Source organism: Photorhabdus aegyptia, from assembly GCF_000612035.1.
Classification (GTDB): Bacteria; Pseudomonadota; Gammaproteobacteria; order Enterobacterales; family Enterobacteriaceae; genus Photorhabdus; species Photorhabdus akhurstii.
The window spans coordinates 43,137-55,114 of the sequence record NZ_JFGV01000010.1 but is presented as its reverse complement, the minus strand read 5'-3'; the positions used below and the strand labels follow the sequence as shown (position 1 = coordinate 55,114).

14 protein-coding genes are annotated in these 11,978 nt (G+C 42.8%); 8 read left to right on the top strand and 6 right to left on the bottom strand.

Features of this window, described 5'->3' with window-relative positions:
* Position 1 precedes the first annotated feature (1 nt).
* Positions 2 to 349, top strand: coding sequence for a gamma-glutamylcyclotransferase family protein (locus BA1DRAFT_RS04620; protein ID WP_036776564.1), 348 nt, complete (start codon positions 2 to 4; stop codon positions 347 to 349).
* A 100-nt stretch (positions 350 to 449) separates the two neighbouring features.
* Here the strand turns inward: BA1DRAFT_RS04620 and ppa are convergent, their stop codons facing one another.
* Together ppa and fbp are read right to left on the bottom strand one after the other, a co-directional pair.
* Positions 450 to 980 (bottom strand): inorganic diphosphatase, encoded by a 531-nt coding sequence (gene ppa / locus BA1DRAFT_RS04615; RefSeq protein WP_036776561.1) that lies wholly within the window; start codon positions 978 to 980, stop codon positions 450 to 452.
* 336 nt (positions 981 to 1,316) lie between these two features.
* The gene (gene fbp, locus BA1DRAFT_RS04610) at positions 1,317 to 2,321 is read right to left on the bottom strand and encodes a class 1 fructose-bisphosphatase (RefSeq protein ID WP_036776555.1); all 1,005 of its coding nucleotides are present in this window, start codon (positions 2,319 to 2,321) and stop codon (positions 1,317 to 1,319) included.
* 165 nt (positions 2,322 to 2,486) lie between these two features.
* Here fbp and mpl point away from each other — a divergent pair, with 165 nt between their 5' ends.
* Entirely contained in the window at positions 2,487 to 3,857 is a 1,371-nt protein-coding gene (gene mpl / locus BA1DRAFT_RS04605; RefSeq protein WP_036776553.1) for a UDP-N-acetylmuramate:L-alanyl-gamma-D-glutamyl-meso-diaminopimelate ligase, read from the top strand.
* 45 nt (positions 3,858 to 3,902) lie between these two features.
* Here the strand turns inward: mpl and argR are convergent, their stop codons facing one another.
* Positions 3,903 to 4,373 carry a transcriptional regulator ArgR gene (argR, locus tag BA1DRAFT_RS04600; RefSeq protein ID WP_036776550.1) on the bottom strand — a complete coding sequence of 157 codons (471 nt, stop codon included), beginning with the start codon at positions 4,371 to 4,373 and terminating at the stop codon, positions 3,903 to 3,905.
* Positions 4,374 to 4,830: 457 nt separating this feature from the next.
* On the opposite strand from argR, the gene mdh reads away from it, so the two are divergent.
* A complete protein-coding gene (gene mdh, locus BA1DRAFT_RS04595) occupies positions 4,831 to 5,769 on the top strand; it encodes a malate dehydrogenase (protein ID WP_036776548.1) in 939 nt (312 codons plus the stop codon).
* A 101-nt stretch (positions 5,770 to 5,870) separates the two neighbouring features.
* On the opposite strand, the gene BA1DRAFT_RS04590 is transcribed toward mdh, so the two are convergent.
* A complete protein-coding gene (locus tag BA1DRAFT_RS04590; RefSeq protein ID WP_011148622.1) occupies positions 5,871 to 6,137 on the bottom strand; it encodes a helix-turn-helix domain-containing protein in 267 nt (88 codons plus the stop codon).
* A gap of 183 nt (positions 6,138 to 6,320) precedes the next feature.
* On the opposite strand from BA1DRAFT_RS04590, the gene BA1DRAFT_RS04585 reads away from it, so the two are divergent.
* Together BA1DRAFT_RS04585 and BA1DRAFT_RS04580 are read left to right on the top strand one after the other, a co-directional pair.
* Entirely contained in the window at positions 6,321 to 6,668 is a 348-nt protein-coding gene (locus BA1DRAFT_RS04585) for a DNA-binding protein (protein ID WP_036776546.1), read from the top strand.
* Between the two features lie 76 nt (positions 6,669 to 6,744).
* Positions 6,745 to 7,125 carry a DNA-binding protein gene (locus BA1DRAFT_RS04580; RefSeq protein ID WP_036776545.1) on the top strand — a complete coding sequence of 127 codons (381 nt, stop codon included), beginning with the start codon at positions 6,745 to 6,747 and terminating at the stop codon, positions 7,123 to 7,125.
* Between the two features lie 21 nt (positions 7,126 to 7,146).
* Here the strand turns inward: BA1DRAFT_RS04580 and ispB are convergent, their stop codons facing one another.
* Entirely contained in the window at positions 7,147 to 8,118 is a 972-nt protein-coding gene (gene ispB / locus BA1DRAFT_RS04575) for an octaprenyl diphosphate synthase (RefSeq protein WP_036776542.1), read from the bottom strand.
* 251 nt (positions 8,119 to 8,369) lie between these two features.
* Here ispB and rplU point away from each other — a divergent pair, with 251 nt between their 5' ends.
* The 3 genes from rplU to cgtA all read left to right on the top strand — a co-directional run bounded on the left by rplU (position 8,370) and on the right by cgtA (position 10,258).
* Complete coding sequence (gene rplU / locus BA1DRAFT_RS04570; RefSeq protein ID WP_036776539.1) at positions 8,370 to 8,678, top strand: 50S ribosomal protein L21; 309 nt, start codon at positions 8,370 to 8,372, stop codon at positions 8,676 to 8,678.
* A gap of 19 nt (positions 8,679 to 8,697) precedes the next feature.
* Complete coding sequence (gene rpmA / locus BA1DRAFT_RS04565) at positions 8,698 to 8,955, top strand: 50S ribosomal protein L27 (protein ID WP_036776537.1); 258 nt, start codon at positions 8,698 to 8,700, stop codon at positions 8,953 to 8,955.
* A gap of 127 nt (positions 8,956 to 9,082) precedes the next feature.
* Positions 9,083 to 10,258 carry an Obg family GTPase CgtA gene (gene cgtA / locus BA1DRAFT_RS04560; RefSeq protein WP_036776534.1) on the top strand — a complete coding sequence of 392 codons (1,176 nt, stop codon included), beginning with the start codon at positions 9,083 to 9,085 and terminating at the stop codon, positions 10,256 to 10,258.
* Between the two features lie 71 nt (positions 10,259 to 10,329).
* Here the strand turns inward: cgtA and dacB are convergent, their stop codons facing one another.
* Positions 10,330 to 11,778 (bottom strand): serine-type D-Ala-D-Ala carboxypeptidase, encoded by a 1,449-nt coding sequence (dacB, locus tag BA1DRAFT_RS04555; protein ID WP_036776532.1) that lies wholly within the window; start codon positions 11,776 to 11,778, stop codon positions 10,330 to 10,332.
* Between the last annotated feature and the right edge of the window lie 200 nt (positions 11,779 to 11,978).

Here is an 11,978-nt window from a genome sequence, read left to right as displayed (position 1 = left end):
AATGCGAATTATTGTTTATGGCAGCTTACGGCGCAAACAGGGCAATCATCACTGGATGACTGATGCTCAATGGTTAGGTGATCATCGGCTGGAAGGCTATGAGCTATATGACCTTGGGCATTATCCTGCGGTTGTCCGTGGTGATGGAAGTATTGAATGTGAGGTATATCGAATCAATTCTACTATCCTGACAGAATTAGACGATTTAAAAGATAATTCGCGGGAGTATCTAAGGGAATTGATTCAGACACCGTATGGCAATGCATGGATATATCTTTATCAGTTTCCAATAACTGGTTTACGGCGGATAAAAAGCGGTGACTGGTTGAAGCGTCATGCGGAAGAGTAAATAAAAAGCCTTTTTTTGTAATAAAAAGGGAGTATGGTATTAAAAAACCTCTGTTGGTGATGTTCCCCAGAGGTTTTTTAATTATTCAAACAGGAAAAAACTATTTCTTAGCGGCACGTTCGAAAGAGGAGATAATTTCTGCTTTAGCAGCTTCGGCATTATCCCAACCATCCACTTTAACCCACTTACCTTTTTCCAGATCTTTATAGCGCTCAAAGAAATGAGTGATCTGAGCGCGCAGTAGTTCTGGTAGATCGTTCACATCTTTAATGTGATCATACTCTTTGGTTAGTTTGCTATGTGGAACTGCAACCAGTTTCGCGTCTTCACCTGATTCATCAGTCATTTTCAGAACGCCAACCGGACGGCAACGAATCACAGAGCCTGGTTGTAGTGGGTATGGCGTCGGAACCAGAACATCAACCGGGTCACCATCCAGAGATAAAGTGTTGTTGATGTAACCATAGTTGCATGGATAGAACATCGCGGTAGACATGAAACGGTCTACAAACAGTGCACCGGATTCTTTATCAATTTCATATTTAATCGGATCGGCATTTGCAGGGATCTCAATAATGACATAGATATCTTCAGGCAGTTCTTTTCCTGCCGGTACTAAGTTCAGGCTCATGAAAGTTTCCTTTATTTCAAACCAGAATAGAGTGGGGAGTATTATAGCCAAAACATTTTTTAAAGTACTCTCCATTTTTCTGACAAGTAGCTTGTTGGTTGATGCTGCCGCTGAGTTTGATGATAGCCCCGGGGTGCAGTCACTATAGGTAAAACAGGCTAAAATGAATGCACTTTATCAATGAGTGCTGAATATGGAGCTTGTGCACGATTTTGTGTAGTCGCCATTTTATTGAAGGTGATCTGTTAGGTGCTCACCAATCAGTAATAAAGTAACTAGTTAAAATCAAAAAAGCGACGAAAAATCCCGCCGCTTATCCGTCATTAGCCGATGAAATTACTCATCTGGGAACTCAGCCATAAAACTCTCTGCTTTCTCCACCATTGATTTACTACCCACAAAGAAAGGAACGCGCTGATGCAGTTTGGATGGGATGATATCTAGAATGCGATTAACTCCATCACTCGCTTTACCGCCGGCTTGTTCAGCCAGGAATGCCATTGGATTACATTCATACAGCAGGCGTAATTTTCCTGATGGATGACTGGCGGTGCTTGGGTAAATGTAGATACCGCCTTTCAGTAAATTTCGGTGGAAATCAGCAACCAGCGAACCAATATAACGGGTGGTATAAGGGCGCTGAGTTGCTTCATCTTGTTCCTGGCAATATTTGATGTATTTCTTTACCCCCATAGGGAATTTGATGTAATTCCCTTCGTTGATGGAATACATATTGCCATTGGCTGGGAACTGAACTTTCTCATGGGAAAGACAAAATACTCCCAAGGAAGGATCGTAAGTAAAGGCGTGTACCCCACAGCCGGTGGTGTAAACCAGCATAGTTGAAGAACCGTAAACAACATATCCGGCGGCGACTTGACGATGGCCTGGTTGCAGGAAATCTTTTTCAGTCACTGGCTGGCCGATGGGGGTAATACGGCGGTAGATAGAGAAGATAGTACCGACGGAAACGTTTACATCAATATTTGAAGAACCATCTAATGGGTCCATCAAAACAACATATTTTGCGTTTTCAGCGCGGTCTCCTTCAAAAATAACGATATCATCTTCTTCCTCTGAAGCGATCCCCGCAACTTCACCGCGTGCTTTCAGTGCTGCTTTGAGTTTTTCATTAGCATACAGGTCCAGTTTCATCTGCACCTCGCCTTGGATATTGGACACACCGCTGGTGCCTAAAATATCCACTAAACCGGCTTTGTTGATATCACGGTGAATGATTTTTGCTCCGAGCTTAATAGCGGAGAGCAATGCAGTGAGTTCACCCGTAGCGTGAGAAAAATCGTGCTGCTTTTCGACGATGAATTCGCCTAATGTTTTCATGACGAAAGTCCTGAATGTGATTTGATAGTGGTTTTAGAGTGACTGTTGCACTCTTACGCGGGCAGTTTAGCCAAAGAAAGGGATGATTCATAGGCTATTCCATTTCTTATCTTGCTATTGATGGTTAGAATAGTGGCTAACTTCATGCTATGGAATAGGAAATCAATGCGTATTCATATTCTTGGTATCTGCGGCACTTTTATGGGTGGACTGGCGATTTTGGCACGTTCTCTTGGCCATGAAGTGACTGGTTCTGATGCCAATGTTTATCCACCAATGAGTACCTTACTGGAAAAACATGGGATTAATCTGATTCAGGGATATGACCCGGTACAGTTGGATTCTGCGCCAGATATGGTCATCATCGGTAATATTATGAGCCGTGGGAATCTTTGTGTAGAAGCGGTGCTGGAGCGTGGGCTCCCTTATACTTCTGGCCCACAATGGCTGCATGATTATGTTTTGCCTGAACGTTGGGTGCTGGCGGTTGCAGGGACGCATGGCAAGACAACAACTGCGGGTATGTTAGCCTGGATTTTGGAAGCTTGTGGTTATAAACCAGGTTTCTTAATTGGTGGTGTTCCGGGGAATTTTGAAACATCAGCTCAGATCGGGGAAAGCCCGTTTTTCGTAATAGAAGCTGATGAATATGACAGTGCTTTTTTTGATAAACGATCTAAGTTTGTTCATTACAGCCCACGTACGCTGATCATGAACAATCTGGAATTCGATCATGGTGATATTTTTGGCGATCTGGCAGCTATTCAGAGACAGTTCCATCATCTTGTTAGGATCGTTCCGGGTAGTGGCAAGATCCTTATCCCGGATAACGATATTAACCTGAAACAGGTTTTGTCTATGGGCTGCTGGAGTGAATTGGAGCTAGTGGGTGAAACCGGTAACTGGCAGGCAAAAAAGATCAGCACAGACAGCCGTAATTATCAGGTGTTTTATGATGGTAAAGTTGTTGGAGAAGTGAACTGGTCTCTGGTGGGTGAACATAATATGCGCAACGGGCTGATTGCAATTGCCGCTGCACATCATGTTGGTGTCCAGCCAGCAGATGCCTGTTGTGCTCTAAGTGAATTTATTAATGCACGTCGTCGCCTTGAGCTGCGTGGTGAGGAGAATGGCATCACTGTTTATGATGATTTTGCACATCACCCGACAGCAATACTGGCAACTTTAGAAGCTCTGCGTAGTAAGGTTGGTGGAACTGCGCGTATTATTACTGTGTTGGAACCGCGTTCAAATACCATGAGAATGGGTATCAGTAAGAATGAGATCGCGCCAGCACTAGGACGTGCTGACGAAGTGTTTTTATTTCAGCCAGCTAATATTAAATGGCATGTATCAGAAATTGCAGATCGCTGTGTTCAGCCTGCTTACTGGAGTGCCGATATCGATTCACTGGTAAATATGATTGTTGATAAGGCACAACAGGGTGATCATATTCTGGTTATGAGTAATGGTGGGTTTGGTGGTATTCATGAAAAATTGCTATTTGCACTGAATAAAAAAGCTTATCGATCCTGAAAATAACTGTGGGAAAATGAATCGCGCCATTGTTGGCGCGTTCATTTAAAGTTCTTGTTCGAATAACCCGAGAATTGCTTCACGCAACTGTTCTGCCGTAAAACCTCTAGCCGGTGTGGTAAAAATGGTGTCATCGCCAGCGATACTGCCAAGTATACCTTCTGCTTTACCAAGAGAATCTAGCAGACGCGCAATAAGCTGTGCAGCACCGGGACTGGTGCGAATGACCACAATTGAGTGGTTGTGATCAACGTCCAATACTAAGTTTTTTAGTGGGCTGGTGGCTGTTGGGACGCCAAGTTCAGCGGGCAGACAGTAGACCATCTCCATTTTGGCATTACGGGTGCGAACAGCGCCAAATTTAGTGAGCATTCTGGAAACTTTGGATTGATTAATGTTCTCAAAACCTTCTTCCAGTAAAGCGGTGACAATTTCACCTTGAGAGCTAAATTTTTCTTCTTTCAATAACGCCTTGAAAGCTTTTACTAAATCTTCCTGTTTAGAGGGAGTACGCATATTTCACCATATTCAGTCAGCTATGAAGCTTGATATTATGCATATAAATGCATTTTTATGCAATAATAATGATTTTATAGCCAGTTTGAACCGAGCAAAATTGGCCTTATGTTATATAGAAATTCATAAAACATGAATATGAAAATTTGCTTTTTTTAGTTGGTTATTCAGGTAAATATATTGTTAATCAAATGATATTGTTTGGCGTTGTTGTTGGGTGTAAGGTATTTAGCCGATTATTTCGTAAAATCATAGGGAAATTCTCAAAATAGTGTCCGTTATCTCATTAACAGATAAGCATTTTGCCTAGAATACGGCGACTTTTACGTCCCACTATTAGAGCGTAAGTCCACAATTTGGCTGTTAATAGATTGTTTTCAAAAACGTAGTAATCTATGGTTCTTAACCAGATGAATTCACAGCATTTTAAAGTATAAACGATTTAAGGAGTATCAGGATGAAAGTTGCAGTTCTCGGTGCAGCCGGTGGTATTGGTCAGGCTCTTGCTCTTCTACTAAAAACCCAGCTTCCTTCAGGTTCAGAACTCTCTTTATATGATATCGCTCCAGTGACACCTGGGGTGGCTGTTGATCTGAGCCACATTCCAACGGAAGTAAAAATTAAAGGCTTTGCCGGTGAAGATGCCACTCCTGCGTTAGAGGGAGCAGATGTTGTATTGATTTCTGCGGGTGTTGCCCGTAAACCTGGCATGGATCGTTCAGATCTGTTTAATGTTAACGCGGGTATCGTTCGTAACCTGGTAGAACAAGTGGCTAAAACTTGTCCGAAAGCACTGATTGGGATTATTACTAACCCAGTCAACACAACTGTAGCTATTGCAGCCGAAGTGCTGAAAAAAGCGGGTGTATATGACAAAAACCGGCTGTTTGGCATCACAACTCTAGATGTTATTCGTTCTAATACTTTTGTTGCTGAATTGAAAGATAAAAAACCACAGGAAATCGAAGTGCCCGTCATCGGTGGTCATTCTGGTGTGACAATCTTACCTCTGTTGTCGCAGATCCCAGGTGTGAGCTTTACTGATGAAGAGTTGGTTGCCTTAACTAAACGTATTCAGAATGCCGGCACTGAAGTGGTTGAAGCTAAAGCGGGTGGAGGATCTGCAACTCTGTCTATGGGGCAAGCTGCGGCTCGTTTGGGGCTCTCTTTGGTCCGCGGCTTACAAGGCGAAAGTGATGTTGTAGAGTGTGCTTATGTTGAAGGTGATGGTGAATATGCTCGCTTCTTCGCTCAGCCGGTTCGTTTGGGTAAAAATGGCGTAGAAGAGCGTTTGGACATTGGTCAGTTGAGTAATTTTGAGCAGAAAGCGCTGGAAGGCATGCTAGATGTATTGAGAAAAGATATAGAATTAGGCGAAAAATTTATTAATAACTAATTTATATATTTTATAAGTAAAAAATATATATCTATGAAATAGTAAAACCGCTGGTATAGCGAATTACCGGCGGTTTTTATTCAACGAATATAATTCGTTAGCTAATTATTTGTTTGTTCGCGTACTTTCCTTTCTAATAATTCTCCAGTATTTGGATCAAAATAACGACTTGGCCAAATTTCTGAAGGGTGTATTTCCAGATAATTCGCAATTATCCATTCCCCCTTTGGCCACGGCCGAGATAGCGCATTGGCTAGGGTCGACGAGCTAAGCCCCGCTCTGCGTGATACTTCAGCTAAGGTTGTTCCCCGCTTGCGTAAAGCTGCAATTATATCGGCAGGATGCCAATCAGATTTCCTTGAAATCATTTTTAATCCTTTTTTTATTAAATTTGATGCCATTAGTGGTATAAATAACAGGTACGCATGAGAGTAATAACGAACTTAAACCTGTTATTGAGAAATAAAATAGCATTATTTTTCTAAAAATATTTCCAAATTTTTTCTTAAAAACTTCTTTTTTGAACTTGGTTACAAAAATAGAGAAACGTGATGAAAAAAGAGTGGTATTCGGCCAAGGAGTTAATCGGTGTAGGTGAGTTACCTGGATCACCACAAGGAGTTAATGCCAGAGCAAAACGCGAGGAGTGGTTACGTCAGAAAAGACGAGGTAAACAGGGTAAAGCGGTAGAGTATCACTACTCCTGTTTCCCGGAAACGACCATTGCAGCACTGGAGCTTCATGAATCATCTTCTGAGTATCAGGTGCAGAAACAAGATCCTTTATCGATTTGGGTTGGTGCTTTCCATCAGTTATCAGAATCTGAGAAACAGGCTGTGACAGCCATGATCTTACGGGATGGTATCAGAAGTTTTTTAGAAAAACTTTCTGTTATTTGACCTATTTTTGGAAATTAAAAATGCCAACTAACTTGGATTCTTCTTCATTATCCCGGTGCAAAGTGAGAAGAAAAGTATGAAAAAAGAATGGTACTCAGCTAAAGAGCTGGTTGGTATTGCCGGACTTCCTTCTTCGCCTCAGGGAATAAATCTGATGGCAAGGCGGGAAGGATGGGAATATAGACGTAAACGGGGTGTTCAGGGCAAGGCTCTTGAATATCATATAAATAGCTTGCCTGAGGATGTACTTAATGTGCTATCTGTAGGGGAAAGCACTGTTGATTATGCAAACAAACGGCAAGACCCATTCTTAATTTGGATTGAGGCTTACTATCAACTAACTAAAGTTGAGCGGGAAAAAATTGTGAAATTTATCCTTCGAGAGGGGCTGGCAAAACTTATTGGTTATATTGATGTGGGTGCTGAAGACGCAGAGAAAAACCTGGAGTCAGATTAACCCCAGGTTTTGTTCTATCGATTAAGAAAGGCGTTGTACGGCAATATGGGCTAACCCCACGAGTGCTTGCTTGTATGGGGAGTTTTCCAGCGCCTGCAAAGCAGCTATTGCTTTATCTGCTTCTTCCTCTGCTCGTTTACGGGTATATTCCAATGAGCCGCACTGTTTCATGGTTACCAGTACGGTTTCGAGTAAATGGCGGCCATTACCTTTTTCAATTGCTTCACGAATGAGTGCTGATTGTTCTGGAGTACCATGATTCATGGCGTGTAGTAAAGGTAATGTTGGTTTACCTTCATTAAGGTCATCACCGGTGTTTTTGCCTAATGTATCGCTATCGGCATCATAATCTAGTAAGTCGTCTATTAACTGGAATGCAGTGCCTAAATAACGTCCGTAATTTTGTAAAGCGGTTTCTTGCTCTGGGGTGGCGTTAGAAAGAATTGCAGAAGCATGTGCGGCGACTTCAAATAATCGGGCTGTTTTACTGTAAATCACCCGCATATAATCATCTTCAGAAATATTTGGATCATTGCAGTTCATCAACTGTAAAACTTCACCTTCAGCGATAACATTGGTTGCTTCTGACATCAATTTAAGAACTCGCATAGAGTTAAGAGCGGTCATCATTTGGAAAGAGCGAGTGTATATAAAGTCACCAACTAGTACGCTTGCTGCATTACCAAACATGGCATTGGCGGTCGCTTTGCCACGTCGCATGTCTGATTCATCCACAACATCATCATGTAACAAAGTTGCTGTGTGGATAAATTCAATTAATGCGGCAACAGTAATATGCTTATCACCCTGATAACCCAATGCTTTGCTAGCCAGGATGGCAATGATTGGGCGGAGGCGTTTTCCACCGCCACTGATTATGTAGTAGCCCAACTGATTGATAAGAGTAACGTCAGAATTCAACTGACTAAGAATGGTTTCATTTACCGCTGCCATATCATCAGCGGTTAGCTTGATAATAGATTCTAAATTCATATTTTTTCGGCTATGGGTTTTAATGCAGGGCTGTGTTCATATTAACATTAAAATAGTTATTGCTGTGTCTTGATTGTACTCGAAAAACAGTCTAAATAAATGACAATTCAGCAACTATGTTTTTTTATCATCTGCTCTAATTCTGCACTTGTCTTTTTAGGCTTTTTTGCGTAGAATTCGCGCCCTATTATGAATATTTATAGCGCGCTCTGGAATGATATTTAAGGGGGCGTGCGGAAAGCGGAGTTTATATGTACGCGGTTTTCCAAAGTGGTGGTAAACAACACCGAGTCAGCGAAGGTCAAACTATTCGCCTGGAAAAGCTGGACATCGCAACGGGTGAAACTGTTGAGTTTGACCAGGTTCTGATGGTCGCTAATGGTGATGACATCAAAATCGGCGCTCCTGTCGTTGAAGGCGTTAAAATCAAAGCTGAAATCGTTGCCCACGGTCGTGGCGAGAAAATTAAAATCGTTAAGTTTCGTCGTCGTAAACACAGCCGTAAGCAACAAGGCCACCGTCAGTGGTTCACCGATGTTAAAATCACTGGCATCGCTTAAGATTTAGGAGAGCAGATTAATGGCACACAAAAAGGCTGGCGGCTCAACTCGTAATGGCCGCGATTCTGAAAGCAAACGTCTGGGTGTAAAACGTTTTGGTGGCGAGTCTGTATTAGCAGGCAGCATCATTGTTCGTCAACGTGGCACTAAATTCCACGCTGGCGATAACGTTGGTTGTGGTCGCGATCACACCCTGTTCGCATTAGCTGATGGGAAAGTTAAATTCGAAGTTAAAGGCCCGAAAAACCGCAAATTTATCAGCATCGAAGCTGAATAAGTTTTTCGAGTTATAAACCGAATCAGAAGCCCTGCATGTGTTGCGGGGCTTTTTATATTCTAAAGTACGCCATCTCTGGGTAACACGGCCGTCCAGCACTGTAATGGCTATCATACGGAGAAAAAATATGAAATTTGTAGATGAAGCCAGAATACTGGTTGTTGCGGGGGATGGTGGCAATGGTTGTGTCAGCTTCCGTCGTGAAAAATATATTCCGAAAGGTGGGCCAGACGGTGGGGATGGTGGAGATGGTGGAGATGTCTATCTGCTAGCAGATGAAAATCTCAATACACTGATTGACTATCGTTTTGAAAAATCCTTTCGAGCGGAGCGTGGACAAAATGGTCAAAGCCGTGATTGTACTGGCAAGCGTGGTCAGGATATCACGATTAAAGTCCCTGTTGGAACGCGTGTCCGCGATGCGGTAACCGGTGAGGTTCTTGGCGATATGATTCGTCATGAACAGCGTCTAATGGTTGCGAAAGGTGGATTCCACGGGCTTGGTAATACCCGCTTTAAATCTTCTGTTAACCGGGCTCCTCGCCAAAAAACAATGGGAACCTCAGGTGAAACCCGTGAATTAATGTTGGAACTGATGCTGTTGGCAGATGTTGGTATGCTGGGGATGCCAAATGCGGGAAAATCCACATTTATCCGGGCTGTTTCTGCTGCTAAACCAAAAGTTGCAGATTATCCATTTACTACTCTGGTACCAAGCTTGGGTGTAGTAAGGATGGATAACGAACAAAGTTTCGTTGTGGCTGATATTCCAGGACTCATTGAAGGTGCTTCCGATGGCGCCGGTTTGGGTATTCGTTTCTTGAAACATTTGGAACGTTGCCGGGTACTGCTGCATTTAATTGATATTTGTCCTATTGATGAATCAGATCCTGTTGAAAATGCCCGGATTATTGTCAACGAGCTACAGCAATACAGTGAAAAATTGGCAGACAAACCACGTTGGTTGGTATTTAATAAAGTTGATCTGTTGGATTCAGAAGAAGCTAAACAGCGAGCCCAAGCTATTGCTGATGAATTGGGGTGGGAAGGCGACTTTTATATGATCTCAGCGATAAATCACCTAGGGGTTAAAGCGCTTTGCTGGGATATTATGGAATTTATGAAAACTCAGCCTCGTAATATGAGTACAGCAGACGGTGAATCTCAGCCTGAGAAAGTTGAATTTATGTGGGATGACTATCATAAGAAGCAATTGGAACAGGTTTCGGAAATAGACGATGACTGGGATGACGATTGGGACGAAGATGACGACCAAGGAGTAGAAGTTATTTATAAACGCTGATTCTTTTACTTTCTCATCATATATCCTTTCTCATCATAGTTAAGGGCGCCATATTTGTGGCGCCAATTTTATCAGTTGCTTTGGTATAAATCTTTGTACAGCCTGCTTTCGAATCGAATCAAAGGAGCTCGACGGTTGCGATGTTCTTTTGGCGGTACGGCGTAAGCAGAAATAAATTGCACGAAAGCAACTTGTTGACCGCTAGCAGTGGTTATAAAGCCAGCCAGGTTATAAACTCCTTGCAGGGCACCGGTTTTAGCCGAAACTTTTCCGTTTACTCCTGCTTCATCCAGCCCTCCCCGATACCTTAGTGTGCCGTCATGACCTGCTAATGGCAGCATGGAAATAAAATCTAATTCTTGATCATGTTGAGCAATAAACTGTAATACTTCCATCATGGTTGTTGGAGTAATCAGATTATGGCGGGATAATCCTGAGCCATCTACCATCACCGTATTTCCTAGGTCGATGCCTGCTTTTTGTTTTAATACTTGCCGTACCGCATCAGAGCCTGAACGCCAGGTTCCTGGTATATCAAAGTGTTCTCGGCCTATTGTCCGAAATACGGTATCAGCGATCATATTGTCAGATTTTTTCAGCATGACTTTCAGCAGATCATGTAATGGTGCCGATTGATTTTTAGCCAGAACTTTTCCCGGTTCAGTTGGTAAACTCTGGCGTTTGAGATTACCTGTGATTTCAATTCCTGCAACTTGCAATTCATTTTTGAGAATTGCCCCTGCATAGCTGGTGCCATTTTGAATCGCGAAAGCCAGTGGCAACGGTTCACTGCGTTGAGTAAGGCATCCGGTAAGAGTAAAACGGTTCAGTTCTCCGGGAACGATGTCCAATTCGCAGTATTGGCTTTCAGGAGAGCCTTTTGCCAACGTCTTAACTTCACTGAACATATTTACGGGATAAAAAGATGCTACGCGGATAAATGCAGTATCACCGGGATGTTCAGCACTATATAGCGAAACTGAAAAACAGTTTCGATCTACAATTGCGGCAGCAGGGGGAGCACTGAAACATTGGGTCATGTCATTCCATACCCAACCGGGAGCTTTATCATGGCTGGCAAAAGCGGAAACATCTATCAGAAGGTTGCCGTCAATTTTTTCCACGCCAGATTGTTTCAAAACGGTGACCATATTGCGAAGTTGTTGACGGGTCAGTGTTGGATCTCCGACAAAACGAGCGATCAAATTCCCTCTCAGGACGCCGTTTGAAATTTTTCCGTGGCTTTCCAGCGTGGTGATAAAGCGATAATCTTTACCCAGTTGTAACAATGCTGCAAGAGCTGTGACAACTTTCAGCGTACTCGCTGGTAGAGCCATTTGCTGCCCGTGATAATCAATTAACGGGGTATTGGCACCAACTTTTTGAGCGATTAACGCCAGATTAGTACCATCAGGCAGATATTGCGTATATTCCTCAACGGGTGTGGCGTTTGCGTTGGGTGTAATTAAGTACAGAGCGGTAACGCAAACTAATCTGCTGGCAATTTTAAAGAAGGACATAAATTTCGCATATGGATGTAGACGTACCACAATACTAAGGCGCAAAGTGGGGAAAAGTAAACGATGACCCATCACCAAGTCTACGTTAGAATGATATATTAATATGTAAAATATGATTGTGAACTCCGGGTAGCCCTGTGGTTTGCACTATTGTTTATTGTCTGTAAGCCCGCCCGACAAGGTGTGCTCATTGTGCTGTT